Annotated in this window: 20 protein-coding genes; 15 read left to right on the top strand and 5 right to left on the bottom strand. The window is 37.2% G+C overall.

Annotated features, from left to right (window positions below; genetic code table 11):
• Positions 1–384 precede the first annotated feature (384 nt).
• The 15 genes from MSBR3_RS01820 (at position 385) to MSBR3_RS01745 (ending at position 14762) form a co-directional block, all read left to right on the top strand.
• Positions 385–768 carry a hypothetical protein gene (locus tag MSBR3_RS01820; protein ID WP_048106039.1) on the top strand — a complete coding sequence of 128 codons (384 nt, stop codon included), beginning with the start codon at positions 385–387 and terminating at the stop codon, positions 766–768.
• Positions 769–1146: 378 nt separating this feature from the next.
• Positions 1147–1335, top strand: coding sequence for a hypothetical protein (locus tag MSBR3_RS01815; protein ID WP_048106038.1), 189 nt, complete (start codon positions 1147–1149; stop codon positions 1333–1335).
• Positions 1332–1613, top strand: coding sequence for a type II toxin-antitoxin system RelE family toxin (locus tag MSBR3_RS01810; RefSeq protein ID WP_048106037.1), 282 nt, complete (start codon positions 1332–1334; stop codon positions 1611–1613). The genes MSBR3_RS01815 and MSBR3_RS01810 overlap by 4 nt, the downstream gene beginning before the upstream one ends.
• A 202-nt stretch (positions 1614–1815) precedes the next feature.
• Entirely contained in the window at positions 1816–2772 is a 957-nt protein-coding gene (locus MSBR3_RS01805; RefSeq protein WP_048106036.1) for an ATP-binding cassette domain-containing protein, read from the top strand.
• Complete coding sequence (locus MSBR3_RS01800; protein ID WP_048106034.1) at positions 2759–3526, top strand: ABC transporter permease; 768 nt, start codon at positions 2759–2761, stop codon at positions 3524–3526. Before MSBR3_RS01805 ends, MSBR3_RS01800 begins: the two co-directional genes overlap by 14 nt.
• A gap of 165 nt (positions 3527–3691) precedes the next feature.
• Positions 3692–4429, top strand: coding sequence for a M48 family metallopeptidase (locus MSBR3_RS01795; RefSeq protein WP_048106032.1), 738 nt, complete (start codon positions 3692–3694; stop codon positions 4427–4429).
• Between the two features lie 575 nt (positions 4430–5004).
• Positions 5005–6216, top strand: coding sequence for a C39 family peptidase (locus MSBR3_RS01790; RefSeq protein ID WP_048106030.1), 1212 nt, complete (start codon positions 5005–5007; stop codon positions 6214–6216).
• A 27-nt stretch (positions 6217–6243) separates the two neighbouring features.
• Positions 6244–6813 carry a UPF0228 family protein gene (locus tag MSBR3_RS01785; RefSeq protein ID WP_052723238.1) on the top strand — a complete coding sequence of 190 codons (570 nt, stop codon included), beginning with the start codon at positions 6244–6246 and terminating at the stop codon, positions 6811–6813.
• Between the two features lie 22 nt (positions 6814–6835).
• Complete coding sequence (locus MSBR3_RS01780) at positions 6836–7603, top strand: C39 family peptidase (RefSeq protein WP_230627678.1); 768 nt, start codon at positions 6836–6838, stop codon at positions 7601–7603.
• Positions 7604–7901: 298 nt separating this feature from the next.
• Positions 7902–9248 carry a YVTN family beta-propeller repeat protein gene (locus tag MSBR3_RS01775; protein ID WP_048106028.1) on the top strand — a complete coding sequence of 449 codons (1347 nt, stop codon included), beginning with the start codon at positions 7902–7904 and terminating at the stop codon, positions 9246–9248.
• A 208-nt stretch (positions 9249–9456) separates the two neighbouring features.
• Positions 9457–10848 carry a beta-propeller fold lactonase family protein gene (locus MSBR3_RS01770; protein WP_048106026.1) on the top strand — a complete coding sequence of 464 codons (1392 nt, stop codon included), beginning with the start codon at positions 9457–9459 and terminating at the stop codon, positions 10846–10848.
• 164 nt (positions 10849–11012) lie between these two features.
• A complete protein-coding gene (locus tag MSBR3_RS01765; protein ID WP_048106025.1) occupies positions 11013–11534 on the top strand; it encodes a hypothetical protein in 522 nt (173 codons plus the stop codon).
• Between the two features lie 307 nt (positions 11535–11841).
• Positions 11842–12183 carry a HepT-like ribonuclease domain-containing protein gene (locus tag MSBR3_RS01760; RefSeq protein WP_048106024.1) on the top strand — a complete coding sequence of 114 codons (342 nt, stop codon included), beginning with the start codon at positions 11842–11844 and terminating at the stop codon, positions 12181–12183.
• A 1648-nt stretch (positions 12184–13831) separates the two neighbouring features.
• Positions 13832–14248, top strand: coding sequence for a hypothetical protein (locus MSBR3_RS01750; protein ID WP_052723237.1), 417 nt, complete (start codon positions 13832–13834; stop codon positions 14246–14248).
• A gap of 157 nt (positions 14249–14405) precedes the next feature.
• Complete coding sequence (locus MSBR3_RS01745; RefSeq protein ID WP_048106022.1) at positions 14406–14762, top strand: hypothetical protein; 357 nt, start codon at positions 14406–14408, stop codon at positions 14760–14762.
• A 176-nt stretch (positions 14763–14938) separates the two neighbouring features.
• Here the strand turns inward: MSBR3_RS01745 and MSBR3_RS19835 are convergent, their stop codons facing one another.
• From MSBR3_RS19835 to MSBR3_RS01725, 5 genes are all read right to left on the bottom strand, one after another.
• Entirely contained in the window at positions 14939–15094 is a 156-nt protein-coding gene (locus MSBR3_RS19835; RefSeq protein WP_155396654.1) for a hypothetical protein, read from the bottom strand.
• Positions 15095–15245: 151 nt separating this feature from the next.
• Positions 15246–16193 (bottom strand): helix-turn-helix transcriptional regulator, encoded by a 948-nt coding sequence (locus MSBR3_RS01740; protein WP_048106021.1) that lies wholly within the window; start codon positions 16191–16193, stop codon positions 15246–15248.
• A 636-nt stretch (positions 16194–16829) separates the two neighbouring features.
• On the bottom strand, positions 16830–17165 hold the full coding sequence (locus MSBR3_RS01735; RefSeq protein WP_048106020.1) for a hypothetical protein: 336 nt from the start codon (positions 17163–17165) through the stop codon (positions 16830–16832).
• A 523-nt stretch (positions 17166–17688) separates the two neighbouring features.
• The gene (locus tag MSBR3_RS01730; RefSeq protein ID WP_048106018.1) at positions 17689–18702 is read right to left on the bottom strand and encodes a DUF5996 family protein; all 1014 of its coding nucleotides are present in this window, start codon (positions 18700–18702) and stop codon (positions 17689–17691) included.
• 256 nt (positions 18703–18958) lie between these two features.
• Positions 18959–19333, bottom strand: a complete 375-nt coding sequence (locus MSBR3_RS01725) for a VOC family protein (protein ID WP_048106016.1) — start codon at positions 19331–19333, stop codon at positions 18959–18961.
• Positions 19334–19419 lie beyond the last annotated feature (86 nt).

The following is a 19419-nucleotide window of genomic DNA, read 5'->3' as shown; positions in this document are numbered from 1 at the left end:
CTTACCTCTTAGGCTTCGTATTTCGAACAATCAATCAAGCTCATGATCATGAAAACAATTCTGAAAATTCCAACTAAGAATAAAGTGGACTTCAGGATGGGCTCATAATTAATTATTGAGCCTAATTCCGAAACTCAAAATTAGTTTTGAATGCCAATCCTGAAACAGCACTCTGAAATGACAATAAGGAAGGTAAGAAGGCAAGTAATTGTGAGACATCTATGAGTTTGGAAAAAAGTTGGTTTTGGAATAGGCCATACTTCTGATTAAATCTTGAATTAAAAAGTACTTTATCATTCGACATCCAATAAGCAATAGAAGAATTGAATCTAATAGAAGAACAGAGTTGAACAGAAATCGTAATTTTAGGAGTTGGTGAACTTTATGGGAGATCAAAATGACGAAATGTATCTTGCAGAGTTGCAAGCATGCAAACTGGACTTTTTAGAATGGACACCTGAGAAGGGAGTGAATGTTAGTAAAACATCAAAACAGTTTGCAAGAGAGTTTCTGAACTTATCAGGCACAGAAGACTACAGTGAGACAAAAAAATTTAATGGGGCAAAAAAGACATTCAATGAAATAGCTTCATTGCTGGTCCAGTGTAAAGCAAGGAATGACGGAATGATCCCTAAAGCAGCCATAGATGAGATAGCAGAACAAAGCGGAACCACAGATCGCAGAGTTTATACAGTACTGGAAGCATTAGTAACTGAGGGATGGAAGCCATCAAAGAGCTATGAAAAAAGAATTAACGATCAGCTTTGATTTATCAAGGGAAAGTCGGTTAAGTTCAGGATGATTAAGAAAAGAATTGACGTGGTTTATGGAAAGGAACAATACCTTTTCAAAACCTATTACAATTAAAAATGCTACAGCTCATGGGAAATTAACACTAACCCTAAGCTGCGAAAAATAGCACTAATTTCAGATTATGAAGTAAAATTCTGGAATTTAAAAACATTCTGAGAACTAATTTTAATTTCGTTTCTGAGTTCAATCTTCAAATTTAAAGTTAGATAATTTATATAAACCGTTATATTAAAGTATGTCTTTAAACATAGTTCTAAGAACACCTTAAGTACCTTAGAATTAAAAGAAAATTTCTGAAATCTTTATATTTATAAACCGATTGGGCTGGTGGGTATGACACTTGCAGAAATTTTCAACCAGCTAAAAGAGCTTGAGAATAAATATAATGAGATCAAGTATCCGCCTGAAGCTGCTTTTCAGCCATCTTTCTCTTCTAAAATCCGTAAAGCGGAACAGGATAGTTTGATCCATCAGATACCTGCTTATGAGCTTGACGAACTTTTCGAGAAGGTAGAGGAATGACATATAAAGTAGCCCTTCATCCCTCAGTCCGTAAAAACCTTCAAAATTTGTATAGGCTTGACAGGCCAGGTTACGATTACGTGAAACATCGTCTTCGCTTTCTGGCTTACAGGCCGGAAATTGGCATTCCCCTTGAAGCCGATTTTGAAGACAAATGGAGAATTCATATTGGGCCCTTTGTGCTGGTTTACACTTTTGACCGTGACGCAAACATTCTTACCATGCTGGCTTTTGAGCATTACACGAAGGCGTATAATATGTACACCGCTTATGCATAAATAGAAGCAAAGTATCAAAGACAACATTCGTGAGTACTGGTTTTTGGTCAAGCACAGTTTTTTGGTCAAACATTATTGTTTTTCGGTTAAGCACTATTTTTAGTCAAGAACTGTTTTTAATCAAGTACTGTTTTTTTGTGATCGCGTATTTTGAAAAAAGGTTGTGAGAATGATTTAAGTTTTAAACACGATATCAGGATATATGCAAGCAATTGAGGTATCTCATCTAATCAAGAAATTTGGTTCTCTTACTGCACTTAATGATATTACTTTCTCGGTTGGCAAGGGAGAAACATTTGGTTTTTTGGGTCCCAACGGTGCTGGCAAGACCACCACCATTCGTATTTTGACTGGAGTCTCGAGACCGACATCTGGAACAGCAACTATTTTTGGCCATGATATTGAGCATGACACTATTGCCGCACGGCAGTCAATGGGCATAGTGTCCGAGAATTCAAACGTTTATGACGACCTTACTGCATGGCAAAACATGATGTTTTCCGCCGAGCTTTACCATGTGGGACGAAAAGAAAGAGAAAAAAAGGCAGAGGAACTGCTCAAAAAGTTTGAATTATACAACCGGCGCAATGATAAAGCGCATGGATTTTCAAAGGGGATGAAGCGTCGTCTCACGCTTGCAATGGGACTGGTCAATAGCCCACGTTTGTTGTTCCTGGATGAACCAACCTCCGGGCTCGATGTACAGAGCAATATCATCATTCGGGATGTAGTTGCCGATCTTGTTCTCGAGGGTGTAACTGTTTTTTTAACGACGCATAATATTGAGGAGGCAAATGTTATGTGTGACCGGGTAGCAATTATCAATAAAGGGCATATTGTTGCAATTGATGCTCCGGAATCCTTGAAAAAAACCATACAGAGCGTACAGTCGATAGAGGTCTCTTTTGATCATAATTCGGCAGATCAGCTTGATGAGCTTAGCCGCCTTTCAGTGGTAAATAGAGCACAAAAATCAGGCGATAAGTTTAAGCTCTATACCGAAGATCCCTCTGAAGTTATCAATGCAGTGATAGCTTATGCCAATACACATAACCTTAAAGTCGTCAGTATAACAACTCTTGGCCCCAGTCTTGAGGATGTTTTCATACGCTTGACAGGTCTACAGCGGACAGGTGAGAGAATCCATGCCATCGACTGATAATGAAGGATTGGTAAAGCGCCTTTCCTGCGAGATCTCTGCTGCATGGGCAATTGCCAAAAAAGACATGAGGATTTACTATTTCAAGCCCAACATCATAGTTTCCGGCTTATTTTTCCCACTTTTCATGTTCCTTGCTTTTGCCATTGGAAAAAATACACCACCAGGTACTCTCATTCCCGGATTAATCTCAATTACTCTCCTGTTTTCAGCTTCATCAATAGAACCTGTCTCAATTCCTATCGAACGGCGGGTAAAGACCTTTGAACGTCTGCTTTCGGCACCTATATCCTTATACTCACTGGTAACGGGTGAAAGCCTGAGCGGTTTTCTGTATAGTCTCGGCATTGCATGTTTACCGCTTGCTATCGGTGTTATTGTGTTTGATACGCCTATCCTCAATATACCGATCCTAATTATTTCCATGGTACTTACAGCATTCTGTTTTGCGACTCTTGGAACACTATTTGCCGCATATCCCACCGAAAACGTGGGAGAGGTTATGTCCATACTCAACACGGTCAGGCTGCCGCTTATTTTTATTTCCGGCGTTTTTATCCCTATATCGGTTATGCCCAGGATCGGACAGCAGATTGCACTGGTGTCGCCTCTTACTTACGGAAATGATATGATTGAGTATGCTTATACCGGTAAATCGCTTTTTTCACCACTGGTGGATATTCTGGCAATCATAATATTTATCCTGATCTTTCAGGTAACGGCAAACTACCTTTATAAAAAATTCAATGAATGAAAAAGGCAAATCAGGCCTGGATTAAAGGAAGTAATCAAGAAAACACAAAAGAACAATAAGAATGATAAAAGAATGATAAAAGAATGATAAAAGAACAGTAAAAGAACAATAAAGGAACGATAAAAAACATTGAATTGAAAACTCGTTATAACTGAGGAAACCGGGATGAGGAAAAACGATAGAATCAGTGCCTGTGGTAGGACTATAAATTACGAGATTATATACAGTAAAAAACGAAAGAAAGCGGCTATTTTAGTCCGTCCGGATATGAAAGTCGAGTTTCGGGCGCCTCAGGGTCTGAGTGCTGATACTATTCGAGGAATGGTTGAAGGAAAAGCTCGTTGGATATTCAAAAAGCTTGAATGGTTCGAGGAAAACAAGCTGCCTGATCAAAAAAAGCAATATTGTGAAGGAGAGATTTATCTTTATCTGGGCAGAGAATACCCCCTGAGAATTACACTAACGAATAACGTTAAAAGACCTCTGGCTTTTTTCAAGGATTCTGAACTCATGGTTGAGATTCCTGAGAATACTTCTGAAGATCAGGTTTCCTTTCCGGTAAAAAAAGCTGTCTGGAACTTTTATAGCAAATGTGCCGAAGAGGAAGTTGAGAAGCTTCTGAAGATTTACTCGAAAAAACTCGAGGTAACCACTCCGGTTTTTAAGGTAAAGCACCAGAATAAACGCTGGGGAAGCTGTTCTGCAAAGAATATACTAAGGATAAATTTCCAGCTTATAATGGCCCCGCCAAGACAGCTCGAGTATGTGGTAGTGCATGAACTCTGCCACATAAAAGAGAAAAATCATTCTGCACGGTTCTGGAAACTTGTCCGAGAACTTATGCCTGATTATGAAGAACACAGGAATAACCTGAAAAAGGAGGGCTGGAAATATGTACTTTGAAGTCGGTAAAGCTGATACCAACTTTCATCAGTTATTTGTATTAGGATATTTTAAGATATTTTATAACTTTTATACTTAATCACTGGTTATATAATAAAAACATTTTACAAATTTGCCTAATTACAGTATAAAATTTACTAATCCTATCCTTCGAACTCTTTAAGTGATTACGCAGGTATAGTCAGAGTTAGATAATCTATAGACAAAGCAGTCTAGATTTATTAACTCAAATAAGACTCATGTATCTTAAGATTAAAGAACTTTTTCTTTTATATATATTTGAGTATGAGTCGGGGCATATACTCAAATAAATAATTTATGGCCAAATCATTAAACAGTAAAAATATGAAAAAATAATCCAGACTTGAAATTTGTTTAAGAATTATACAGTTAGAGAAATTGGCCGGAAAAGTTATAAGGAGTTAAGTAAGGAGAAGTTTATGGAGTTTGAAAGTACCTTCCAAGTCATCCAAACTCCATAAGATAAGCCCCGAGAGGCAGTTATCATGATTAGCTGTGCGAATATTTAAGCTTGCCTGATTCTGCCTCCTAGGGAAAAATCTAGGAGTAATAAAATGATTAAGGACAAAATTAGAGTAGGAACGCTAGTTTTAGCAATACTGCTGGTTGGTATGGCATTGATACCAGCTGTGAGTGCACAGAAAGAAGATAATTATTCTGTAACTGCCGAAGAAGCCTTTAAGCATGCTAATGCGAATGTGATATATTTTATCGCAACCAACACACCAGGATTTGAAAACTGGACTGAGGTATCTATTGATCCTAAGCCATTGGAACTTTATGATCCAAGCGGTCAAAAATTGTATTATCAATTTTCTGTATATAAAAATACTGGTCTAATAGGTAGAATCGACATCGGTGCCAATAAAAAGATAGGACACTCAGTACAACTCGTCGAACTTGATTCAAAACCTCTTAATGCTACTGAAGCCATGAAAAAATCAATCGAAATCGCCAAAAATGAATATCCAAATGGAAAAATTAAGTCAACTCAGCTGGTTGTATACGATTATCCTGCTATAGGAGCGATGACCGTAGTAAAGGACAAAACAACAGGAAACGAATATCGAATATTTGTAGATGTATATACCCTTGAGGTGATACCAGATGAACCTGCGACTGAAACAAAGCGTGGAATTTGGTCAATATACGAACAGAGGCTGAATAATGGAATAGACAAGAATTTAAAGAACTGGCAGGAAAGTGATAATCTTACTAAATCTATAGAACAAACAGCAATTAATAAAGGAGTTAATATTAATGTGGCGGTCACTGAAGAAAACATGAAAAAATTTAGTGGCGATACAGTAACAGTGGCAACAGCTATTCAAAAAGATCTCGGCAGTCCTACTGTATATTTACAAACGACAAACTACTACTGTCAGCCAGCAAGTGCTCAAATGCTTACCAAATATTATAGAGGTACAAAGCCTTCTCAAGATTCTATATATCAAATGATGGGTGGGGTAGCTCCTAATGGCCTTAATAATACTGAGGCATTAGTTTATTATAAAGCAAGTAATGGGTTAAATAAACCTAATGCATATAGTTCGTCCAATGTAACTTTTAGTAAAGCTGTTACTGAAATTAATAATTATAGACCCTTCAAAAGTGGAACTGGAACTCATGCTAGAGTTTGTCGAGGATACAAACAAGTTGACTCGGAACAATATTTGCGTATCTGTGATCCGTCCCCCACTTCATTAGGTATGGCTTATTGGGAACTAATTGGTTCTGAAAGTAATCGCATATATGTGGGGAGTTAAAATTCCTCATCTTTTTGGGTGAAGTATATGAATAAAACAAAGAATAAAATTACTTTTTTTCTCTTTTTTCTGACTCTTGCAGTACTATTGGGACTAGCTGTGAAAAGTTCAATTGATATGATAAAAGAAACTCAAACCCCTAAAGTAAATGGTTTAGATATCCAATTTGAAAATGGAACTACCGAGTCAGAAGTAAAAGCTATTCTTGAGAATTACAACATGACTGTGAACTATACCATAGATTATGATTCTAATAACATGCTGAAAAGGTACTATATAATCACAAGTCAAGATAAAAGAACGGATATAATAAACGAACTGGGGAAAGATGAAAATTATCCTTCTTACAGCGAAATTAAAAAAGGAAATTATAGCATAATTATGTTACCTGAAACTGAAAATTTTATTCCAGATGAAGAATTACTTGTAATGCTGGAAAAAAATAGCCTTCAATTGAAAGAGTCCTTGCTTTGTCATATTCATCTTGGAGATGAATCAAAGTATTGGATTCCAGAGAAAGATGCAGTCAGAATAAAAGATGAGCTTGAGAATAATGAGAAAGTTTTGATTGTAATCCCAGACTATATCGAAGGGTAAAAAGACACATGAAATAGGGGCAATGACCGTAGTAAAAGATAAGATTACTGGAGTTGAACATCGGATATTTGTAGATGCATACACCCTTGAAGAGGTGCAAGACAAACCTGCGACTGAAACCGAGCTTGGAGTTTGGTCAATGTATGAAAAGATATCGAAGGATAAACTGGACAAGAATTTAAAAGACTGGCAGAAGAGTGAACAGCTTACTAAAACAGTAGAACAAGAAGTAAATAATATAGGAATTGATATCAGTGCGCCAATTACTGAAGAAAATATTAAAAAACTAAGCAACAAACTAAATATCAGTTCAAAAATGTCTACAACAACAGATACAAAAGTACTACTTGATGTTCCCTTGTATGTTCAAGAAAAGAATTTTTACTGTGTTCCAGCAACTGCTAAAATGATTGCTGCGTGGCATGGCTACTCTTATACCCAAGATTACATATATCAAAAAATGGGTGGGACAAACGGTAACATTGTTGGAGTTACCCCTGCTGCGGCACTATCTTGGTATAAGTTATCTAGAAGTGATGGAGGATTAGGGGCAACGAGGTCGTCCAAAACTAGTGTTTTATCTTTTACTAAAGCAATGAGTGAAATTGACTATCTTAGACCCTTCAATAGTCTCACTTATACTCATTGTCGAGCTTGTGCTGGATATTGGGTTTTCTATGATAGCGCAGAAGACTGTTTATACATTCAGGACCCAGCTCCCAGTAAAGGCGAGTATTGGGAAGCTGTATCAAATAGTCCAGAACTTCAACGTATTTATGTGATTTTCTGAGCTTGGAAAATACTATCGAAGACTGAGATTGGTAGCATATATATGAGGAGTTTAACTCCTCATTTTTTAGAAACCGATAAGAATAATATTTACAAGGTAATTACTGGTTCTACTGTTTTTCTGAAAGATTTTAAGTCCAATGCGGTAATCTGCTGCTTTTCAATTATTTATAATAAGGCATTGTTTTGTTTATGAATAAACTAATACCTATAATTGATGAAAGGGTATGTACAAATTAACACATAATTTCCAATTGAATCACTAAAGTAAAAAATAAACAATATCGGGGGATAAAAAGATGAAAAACAAAATTGTATCAACAATAGGGATTGCCATTTTTTCGAGTCTACTCTCTGTGGCTACATCCAATAAGGTACACAGGCAACATACTATCATAAAAGCTTTTGGAATAAAGGCATTTGTGATTTTGACACTTGTTGGCATCGCGGGTGCATCGCCATTTGCATATGTTTCTAACTACGAAAGTAATAATATTTCTGTAATTGACACCGCAATAAATAAGGTTACAGCCACAGTAGATGTAGGAGACCATCCTGCTGGAGTTGCAGTCAGTCCAGATGGGAAAAAGGCATATGTGGTGAACGCAGGTAGCAACACTGTTTCTGTAATTGACACTGCCAAAAATAAGGTTATAGACACAGTGAAAGTAGGAACCTATCCTCAAGAAATTGCAGTCAGCCCGGATGGGAAAAAGGCGTATGTGACAAGTTTCAGTAACAACACTGTTTCTGTAATTGACACTTCTACGAACAAAGTTACAGCTACAGTAATTGTAGGAAACTTTCCTTTTGGAGTTGCAGTCAGCCCGGATGGGAAAAAGGCATATGTAACGAATTCTGGCGGTGACTCAACTAACTTTACAGGTACAGTCTCTGTAATTGACACAGCTACAAACGCTGTTGCAGCCACAATAAATACAGGAAACAACTCACTTGAAGTCGCATTCAGTCCGGACGGAACAAAGGCATATGTGATGAACTCCAATATTTACCATGACTCCACAGCTACTATTTTGATAATTGACACAACCACAAGCGATGTTACAACTACAGTACATGTAGGAGACATTCCTCGCGGAGTTGCAGTCAGTCCAGATGGGAAAAAGGTATATGTAGCTATACAGTTTCCTGGACCTGATTCACTTACAGGTGCTGTTAATATAATTGATACAGCCACAAACAAGGTTACAGCCACTGTACCTGTAGGAAAGGCACCTGGTGGAATCGAAGTCACTCCAGATGGAACAAAGGTATATGTGGTGAATTGCGCGAGCCACACTGTATCTGTAATTGATACCACTACAGACAAGGTTACAGATACAGTGAAAGTAGGAAAATATCCTATTGAAGTTGCCTTTGGGAACTTTGTAGATTCTAATATGACTGGTCAAAGCACAAAAATAATCTCCAATGCAACTGAAAGTTCAGGAGTTGAAGAAACTAACTTATCGTCACCTGATAAAGTAAACGCCGCCGGACTCAATCATTCAGACAATAATTCCGAACCTGATAATAGCAGCAGTCCAGGTGAGAATAACTCGAGCAAAAATAACTCTACTCCAGGTTTTGAATTATTAGGGAGCTTGACCTGCCTTTATGGGGGATGGAAACTCAAGAAAAAGTAATGCGAGACTTGAAGAACCCGAAGTATTGGTATTAATGATCTATCTTCTCTCAAGTCTGATGTACAAACTTAAGAAACCTGATATATCGAAACACTGCACATCATGAGGGATTGAAATTCTTCAATTTTTATGTGCTGGTATAAACAAAATTCAGGAGAGAGACGCTGATGTTGTCGCTTTTTAATGAGTCCATAAGTTGGGATTTAAAATGGAAGAAATAACATGTGATAAAATATATCGAAAGCGTACTCTCATAAGAATTTTGGGAATATCTTCACTTACGATTTTAGTATTGGCTGGTGTAGCATGTGCAGCTCCATTTGCATATGTGACAAATCTGGGAGATTATAGTCTGAGAGGTCATTATTACGATACGAATTATAATGGTGCTATCCCGACTCCTAGTGTCGCTGTAATTGACACAGCAACTAACAATATTACAGCCAGAGTGCCTCTCGGCGATGGGTGGCCTGTGGGAGTTGCAGTCAACCCTGAAGGAACAAAGGTATATGTAGCGTCCGCAACTATAGACGACGTCTGCATTGTTTATGTAATTGACACAGCCGAAAACACGGTCAATACCAAAGTGAATATCAGAAGTAGTTATCCTTCGGGAATTACATTTAACCCTGCAGGAACAAGAGTTTATGTGACGAAGCAGCGAGACAACACCGATATCTCTGTAATCAACCCAGCGACAAATACCTTAATGGCACCGATTATTGTGGGGCCGAGTACTTATGATATTGCATTTACACCGGATGGAAAAAAAATCTATGCTGCAAACAGTGACAACAACACTATTTACATAATTGATGCGGCTACAAACAAAGTTACAGCCAATGTATCCGTAGGAGACAGTCCTTATGAAGTTGTAGTCACACCGGACGGAAAAAAGGTATACGTACCTAACTATAACAGCAGCACTGTGTCTGTAATTGACACAGCCACTGATAATGTTACAGCGACTGTGCCTGTAGGAGACTCGCCTCATCGTGTTGCATTTACTTCTGATGGAAATAAAGTATATGTAGCTAACAACAATACTGTCTCTGTAATTGATACAGCCACGGATACTGTAATAGCCACCGTGCCTGTAGGAACTTTTTCTCGTGAAATTGTAATCAGTCCAGATGGAAGTAAGGTATATTTAGGAAACTTTTACAATAAAAGTGTCACTGTAATTAATACAAAAACAAACACCGTTACAGCCAGAGTGCCTGTAGGAGAATGGCCAATGGGAATTGCAGTCACACCGGACGGAAAAAAAGTATATGTGGCAAATGCCGAAAGTGACAATGTCTCAGTGATTGACACAGCCACAGACACTGTTATAGCCACGGTGAATGCAGGAATCTATCCTACTGGAGTTGTAATTGTGCCTTTTATGGACTCTAATATGAGTACTCAAAGCACAGAGGCAATCTCAAATGCAACTGAAGATACAGAAGTTGAAAAATCTAATCTATCATCTTCTGAATCTGATAATGATAGCAGCTCAAGTGGAAATGAATCAAGCAAAAATAACTCTACACCAGGATTTGGATTATTGGGGAGCTTGACCTGCCTATATGGAGTTTGGAAGTTCAGGAAGAAGTAACATAGGATTTGGATTGCCAGACTGCTTAATGGCATGTGTCTTTTTGCTTGTTTGTTTTCAGCCTCTTGAAGAAAAAAGAAGGGCTAATCCCGCCATTTTAATGCTGCTATCAAAATTTTCAGTCTAGAAATAAATACTGTTGCGTCCATTTTTACTGGGGTTTTATGAAAGATCAGAGCAAAAATGCCAAAAAATATGCAATATTCTTTTTTATTGGAATTTTTACTTTTTACTTGAGTGGTTATATACTTAGAGGAATACATCCTCCGAAATCAATTTATCTAATGTTTCTGGTTTACTGGACCCTTTTTGCAATCGGAATATTGGTTTTAAGGGACTATTCTCCTGGTTTTATTCTTAAAGGATTTGCTACATCTTTAGGAGCTCTCTTTCTAATCTCTGCTGGTTTTTTTGCTCTTGGGGCCTATAACCATATGAACTCAGATGAGTACTGGATCGAAACCGAAAAACTCGAAAAAGCACCCGATGAATTTGCTGTTGTTACCGAAAGTGAAATAGAAGAATATCCTGCTTTGAGGAAAGCACTCAAGAATTCAGGAGAGGGCTTTACAGTTGATTCTGCTGAATGGATAAGGGTAGAAAAATTTCTTCATTTAAAAGGGTCAAACGTGATTAAAGTGAATAACGATTACTATCAGGTACGCCTATCAATGTCCGTTGCTTGAGTAATTAAAGCGGTCAGCTTATGTAGACACGATTTTATACTCCTGTGATTTTATGTTCAGAGCAAATGCTCCGACAGAGGTTCCAAGCAGAGTTATTTTTTCGATCAGAGTTATTTTGGATAACTGACCGTAAATTTGCTGGAGAGCTAATTATAAGGATAGTTTTTAAGGATAGTTTTTAAGGATAGTTTTTAAGGATAGTTTTTCTTATCCTGACCCTCTTTTAACAGATTGACAGTAGAAAATAACAAATAGATAAAAAACATATTCCGCTATTGAGATTTAACTTCTTAATGAGGTATGGCTTATGCAAGCCGAAGAGAGAGACCCAGAGGATTTCTTGATTGACATTCTTGATTCAATCGAGAAAATCGAGAGTTTTATTGAAGGATTTGAGTTTGAGGATTTTTCCATAGACGATAAAACCATATATGCCGTAATCCTTGCTCTTGAGATTATTGGAGAAGCAACGAAAGGTCTGCCGGATTCCCTAAAAATGAAGCACCCGGAGATTCCATGGAGAGAAATGTCCGATCTGCGCGACAAAATGGTACACGGCGATTTTGGTCTTGATCTTGAAGCCATCTGGAATATAGCAGTAGAGGACATTTCATCCTTAAAACCGTTGATTATTAAAATTTTAAGTTAAAAGCAATTGTCTCCAATTTTTAACTTGGGTTTTTATTGTTATTTCATCTTAACACAAGAACTATACGGTATTTCCCGGACAATATTAGACTTTGCACCGGTTTATTTGTTATAAATTTTGACTATGCTTAGCCAATTTGCGATTAAATCTTTAAGTTTATATATCATGAAGTACTCTAGGCTATTGGGCATCTGGGAAGGTCATAAGAGACCTTTTAACTCTTTTTAATAACCCCCCCATACCCCCCAACTCCCCAATAGCCAGATGCCCAATCCCCATTAACGTTTGCTTATCATCTTTTGTTTTCAGTATTCTGTAGGCAGTGTACAAGTTTTTCTGTAAAATTACAAATTTTGAGATGTTTTGGGTCAAAAATTCTAGATCGGTAAATGAGTTTCACATGCTTTGTCCAAAAAATTGACTTTGAATTTACAGCAAATTCACGACATTGCTATTTGTTTTCTCATATCGTTAGAACATAGTTCGTTTTCTTCACCAAGTGATTTCACATAGATTTTAGATTCGATCCGAATGGAGTTCTCAGGAAGATGATCAAAAGGTTTAAAACCGGTATTGGGTTTTTTGCAACTCTTTTTTGCAATTTTTTTTATGATCCTTTACACAGTTATTTTATGCACTTCATTACATGTAGTGAACATCCAGTTTCTGAAAAATAAATTTCCACTTTACCTTAAAAACCATCAACTAGCCTGTTCTCAACCATAATTGCTGGATTTTATTAGATTTTTTACGGATATCTATCTAAAGCGTACGTACCTGACTATAGAAGTACTTGGTACAACTTGGCTGAGGTTCTGGAACCTTACCATGTCCATAGAAGTAGCAAGAATGAAAGACAGGTTTTAACCTCACGCTACTGGTTTTCAGTTAAGCTGCATGCCACACAGCTCTTACGCTTAAAATAATCGTCAAACGCTTTCTTATGTTTGCACTGAAAACCACCAGTAAACAAATAAATTCTTTTTTTTCAAAATATAAGATTATTAAGAGGATTTTCAACAATTATAGGGCTTATATATGATTTTCTGTAAAATTTAAAGTTTTAAAAAACTTATTTTCTTGAAAAAACCCGCTAAAACCTTTTTATCTAAAAAACCTATATATAAGATGAAAGTAGATAATCAATATCGGAAGCAGCACTTTGAAGACGAAAACATAAGTCAAATTATTATTATATTTAAGGAAAAAGTACAACCTAATTTTCTTGGAAGTACTTGGGGACTTATAAACCTGAGATTTCAGCAACTTGCATTTAAATTCCGTGTTTAAAACGGTTTATTAGTGTCAAACTCATCATATATAGATAAAAATAACTTTTAAGTTTTAAAAACCTTTATTTTTTCAATTAAACCATTTAAAACTATTATTTTATTAATTAAACCCTTTTAAGCTATTTTTTAGTATAAGTATATTTATATTTAATCTGGCGAATTTTAGAATTGTCAAGTTGCAGGTAGTCGACAAGACAACTGGAACTGGTAAAAACGACTAGGTAAACTAAGCAGGTAATTAAGGTACAAAACAAAGTCGAGTAATAAACGAGTAATAACATAGTAAATAGAAGATAGAAATAATAAAATAAATTAAATTAAATTAAATTAAATAAATTTCTGGAGTGAGGTATGTGTTGAAAATAAAAAAGATAATGGGAATTTTCCTGGCAGTCTGTTTTGTACTGTCAGTAACAGTTGCATCAGTAAGTGCAGCGCCCTGGGACAATTTCAAATATAAGAAATGGGACAACCAAAAGAACAAGTTTGACAAACATGACAAGATTAAGTGGGACAATTACAAGATTAACTGGAACAACGATAAGAGAAAATGGGACAACGATAAGAGAAAATGGGATAATGATAAGAGAAAATGGGATAACGATAAGAGAAAATGGGACAACAAGAAACATGGTAAAGAATACACCACATGGTATAAAGTGTATATAAGTTGGTTTGTCAGCTATAAAACGTTCTGCGGTCAGTATACTGAGTTCTACAGCTACTATTACGAATTCTACAGCAGTTATAGTAGCTACTTTGGAAGATGGTAAGAACTAGCTGTAAAATGAGATAGTTGTAAAATGAGATGACAATTATCTCATATCCATCTCATATCCCTTGGATTAAATAAGCAGCAATCTGGACTAAAAAAAGAGTATAAAAAAAGAGTAATTTCAATTAAACTTGGGAGTGGATGATCTGTCAAAAATGAAAAAAATACTGGGGATTTTCCTAGCAGTCTGTTTTGTACTGTCAGTGACAGTTGCATCAGTAAGTGCAGCATCCTGGGATAATGACAGGAACAAACGGAATGACAACAGGAACAAATTTGATAACTACGACCGGAATAAGTGGGACAAAGATAAGAGAAAATGGGACAACGATAAGAGGAAATGGGATAACGACAAGAGAAAATGGGACAACGACAAGAGAAAGTGGGACAATAAGAAACATGACAGTGGGTACAATAAATGGTACGCAGCTTATATGAAGTGGCTTAAAACGTATATGAACTGGTTTGGAGGCTATAAAAAATTCTACGGCAATTATAACAGGTACCGTTGAAATAGATGGTCAGAGCTGGCTGTAAATTATGTAAATATAACTATGGTGAAATGTAACCTATGGTGATTACTTAGCCATACACCCCTTTGGATCAAAAAACAAGGATCAAAAAACAATAATCTGGAAAACAATAATCTGGATAAGAGAAAATAGTCTGGATTAAAAAACAGTTTTAATTAAAAAGCAATAAGACCAAGAGCAGTGGGGTTCTTACTACCTAGAAAGTAGGGAGATTCACAAGTTCTCAACCCCGAGGAATAAGGTGAAATCTCCCTGATTTTCTCTTTCTCCTTGATTCTCTTTTTCCACTGGTTCTCTTTTTCCATTATCATTACATCGTTTACATTACTAAATATTACATTATTATTGTTATGTCATTACATTACTATTGTTAGGTCATTACGTTATTATCGTTGTATCATTACGTTAATTACATTCCATCCTGTTACATTTTGTTGAACATTTTGTTGAGCCGTATAAAGTTTAGCTTCTCCTGCGTTCCTCATCTATTAAGGTCACAATATTCTCACGCCCATGTTTGAACTTCTTAATTAGTCCTCTTTTTTCCAGTTCTGAAAGCAGAAGGCTGACTTTTACTTCAGAATACTCCAGCCGGCTGCGTAGTTCTTTTTGCGTAATTCTACCTCTATGTCCCCTAATCATATCCAGGATTTCTCGCAGATCTGTAGTAAGAGGAGGTCTTTTTAAGTCCGCAGGCTCAATTTCGGAGTTATCTGGAACTCCTATTCCTGACTCTCCAGGCTCCAGTACTGTCTCCTTTGCTAAGACTGCTTCTCCTAGGTCTCCGAACTCCGGCTTCACTCCAGAACTAGAGATTTTACCGAGAGCATTTGCCAGAAACCCGGATGTATTGAACTGCCCTGCCTGAAGCCTGTTTATTTTCATCTTGCTCTGCTTTCTGGAAAGTTTATAACCTCCACCAAGCAGAATAAGAACCATAAAGGCTACTGGTAGGTAGCTTACAGTAAAAAAGTCATTCCTTGTTTTTTTGGTAGGATTAACACTATTGACACTACTTATTTCGTCTTCAGCTGTTTTCATTGCAGAATTTTCGGAGACTGGATAAAGCAGGAGATCGAAGACATAGTTCCCTTCTTCTTGAACCTTCAAAGTCGTTTCTTTTAAATAAATAACGGTATTGTTCCGGTAATACCTTGCTGTGATAATGTAGTCCCCAGGACCGAGTTCAAAGGAATACGTGCCGTCTTTTGCCAGTACTGACTGAGGAGGATTAGAATTGATACTAATCACAGTGTCATTTAGGGGTTCAAGGGTATCCCATGCATATGTTGCCCCATGGATTGTTGCAGTGATGTTGCTGTCTGCTAAGAAAGGTACTCCTGAGGAGGGAGGAGATATCCCTAAAGCGAGTAAAGCAGCAGTGCACAGAATATAGAACCTCAAGTTCATCTCTACCAGTTAATCCAGTATTACCAGTTAATTCAGAATTGTAAGTTGAAGTTAAGGGATTCAGCTGCTGAAAATTCTGAGCATAATATCTCTCTAAATTCTTCTGAATATAAGATCTATCCTTTTTTCGGATCGTTTTAATGACTTATCCCCGTGACCCAAAATGAATTTTTTAATAAGTGCGTCTAAAAATTGCTCCTGGTAAGCCAAATATAGAACCTTAAAGCTGACTCATTGAGCACATTACTCATGTTCATAGAATACTACGGCTATAAATTATAATAATAATATAGATAATAGATAAATATATCGTTTATTATTTATTTCGGATTAAATAAATCAATAAAAACAATACAGTGCTCTGGTCCTGCTTTACGCAATCTTTTTTATCAAAACAGACATATCTTTAAAAATTCAAAAACAAGATTCCCGAAAAACTACCAGAAGAATCGTAAAAGAATAATTGAGCTGGAAGACTGACAGCATTACCAGGTAAGACCAATAAAACAGGGGTTCTTACACAAAGTCCTCCATTCTGGCAATTTGTATTACATCAGGAGTTAACCTTTTTGTTTTTATATTTAAAAGTTATTATCCCTTAATTTAGGCATGTAGCTCTTATCCAGCTCTTATCCCTTATTTTAGGCATGTGTACCTATTTCCGTTGTAACCATCGATGTATCCTTTTTGGTATCCCCTATTATAACGGTCTTTGTAATTTTTTGTCCATTTGTTATCGTTGTAAGGAGAGGGGATTTTCGAGAGGATTTCTCTACTGCCATAATTATCGCAGTCTATTTGACCCTGTTTTCTGCCATCTCCATAACCTTTATTATAACCATCATTATATCCATCTTTGTTCCTGCTATCAGCAGCTGCACTTGCTGCTGCAACCGTTACTGACAATACAAAACAAACTGTCAGCAAAACGGCAAAAGTCCTTTTTATTCTATCAAATTTTTTGCTTATCATGGATTAACTCTCCGTACTTATATTCTACACTCGCTAGCCTGAACTCGATCCTTAACCTCACCAACCTAAACTAACCTTTGACCTCACTTTGACCTCACCAGATATTCGTGCTTAACTTCTACTTGACCTCCGGCTTTTGAAAGAATTACTTGATTGTTTTGCGGTATTCTTGAACTTATAATTCATATATTAGCCAGATTAAATATAAATATACTTATATAAAGCCGGCATGAAATTGCTAAATTGAGAAAATAATCTTTTCTAAAGCTTTAATTTATGATTTAACCATTTATAACTGATTGGTGCACATAAAAAGATAGAAAAAAATCCTTTTTTACGATATCTGGTAAAATGCCGGCTTTTAGCAGTTTATACCGGTTAAATGCGACATCCAGTTCAAAAAAACACTAGAGAAGTAAGTGTTCTTCTTCGGAGCGTCTCACATAAAAATCAAAGGAAAAATTAAACAAAAAACAAAGTAAAAATCAGGTAAAAACATCTTGCAATTCTTCCAATTTGAAGTTCAAGCGTCCGGTCTTTCCAGTTTTTCCAGTATATCCGCATGTTCTTTGTGCTGCGTTTGAGCTTGCTCCTTAACTTGCTTTTCGGATGACGGAAGCCTGAAAGCCTCAATGCTCCAGTTTGCCCTCTTTGCTCCTGCCTGATATACACTCTCAAGAAAATCCAGGACCGCTTTTTCCGGCGAATCTGCAGCGTTTCGGACATCTTCATACATTAAAAGTGCAAGGCCTGCCTGATGGCTCCAGAAAGCTTCTTTCGGGCTTAGCGGCTCATTCATGAAGCCTGCAGGCTGCGGGTGCATGTACGCATAAAAAGCCGGCTCTCTTATTTGCTGGTCTCCGGCCCAGAACCCGAAGCTGATCATTTCATGTGAAGAAGCCTCAAGTTCTACCTGTTTTGCCCCTTCCGTTACAGGTACAGGTCGGCCTGAAAACAGAGTAAGGGCCAGATCGGCATGGTGCCAGAAAAAGTGCACAGGCGAACTTTTTCCTATAAACCAGCCTCTGAATACCTGAAAAATGGAGGAGACCTGCACAAGGATTCTCCAGAACCGGTTCACATATTCTTCATCATAGGCCATATGCTGATAATCGGACGGAAAAGACTCGGTACTCACCCCAGGCATATCATATGGAACCGGCCTGATGCCCACCATAATCCCGAGTTCACCCAAACTTGAAAACACCCTGTCATAAAAAACAGCAACCGACAGCCCTTTTAAAGGCACGGTTTTCAAATCCCCTTCGCTGGTCTCAATCCTTAAAACATGTTCCTTGTCCCGGAAATTAAACTCCATCTCAAAAGTCATATCTTCGTAAGGAATGGAGCCAGTCGTGAGCCCACGCACGGAAACATAAAACGAAACATGCCACCAGTGGTTCATTTTCGGAAACAGCGCAAGCCTGATCTTTCCCACGATTTGCAGGAACAGGTGCAGCGTATTCTTCGTATCTTCCCATTCTTCAAGCGGCAAAGGCGGAAATTGAATATCCCGCGTAAAGCTAGTATTTACCATAATTACCCCCTCTGGAAAACTCCTGGATTACTAAATCAATGACAGTGTTAGTAACAGCATTAGTAACAGTATCAGTAGCATTATCACTGACATTATCAGCGATAGTAAAGTTTGGTAACGATCCTGTTAAATTTATAAAACCATGATTATGAGTTGTAGATTCCGTTAATTTATAAGTTTAAAACCTTTCCTGCCTGAGTGAAAAAAATTAAAATATTGACTCTGGAGCTCTGGAGCAGAATTTTTGAATTATGGCTTATTTTTTATTCTCAGGCCGGTTCGAATGTTCCACATATTCTACTATCGAGCCGTCAGGATGCTTTACTGTCATATTCTTGCCGGTCGGGACCTTATTCGGGCCTCGGAGAATTTCTGCACCTTTTTCTTCCAGATAAGCCTTGAATTCATCAAGAGAATCGACAAGAAAAGTAGCCTGCGTGCTTCTGAAGGGTTTTAGAGCTTCATCCGAACCGGCTATGAGCAAAATATTCTCTATTTGAGCCAGTTCCAGGCCGATTTGTGGGATTTTAAAGCGCATGGCTGCGGGGGAGCCAAGGAGTTCTTCATGGAACTCCAGGGCAGAAGTAAGGTCGTTTACATAGAGACGGGAGAGGGTTTGAAGGATTTTCATTTTTCTTATTCCCCACGAAATTTTTTAGTTTTTACATTTGTTTTATTATTGTTAATACTTATAGTTCCCGGAATAAGTCCGTAATA

The organism is Methanosarcina barkeri 3 (assembly GCF_000970305.1).
GTDB lineage: Archaea > Halobacteriota > Methanosarcinia > Methanosarcinales > Methanosarcinaceae > Methanosarcina > Methanosarcina barkeri_A.
This window is presented reverse-complemented; position numbering and strand designations above follow the sequence as displayed.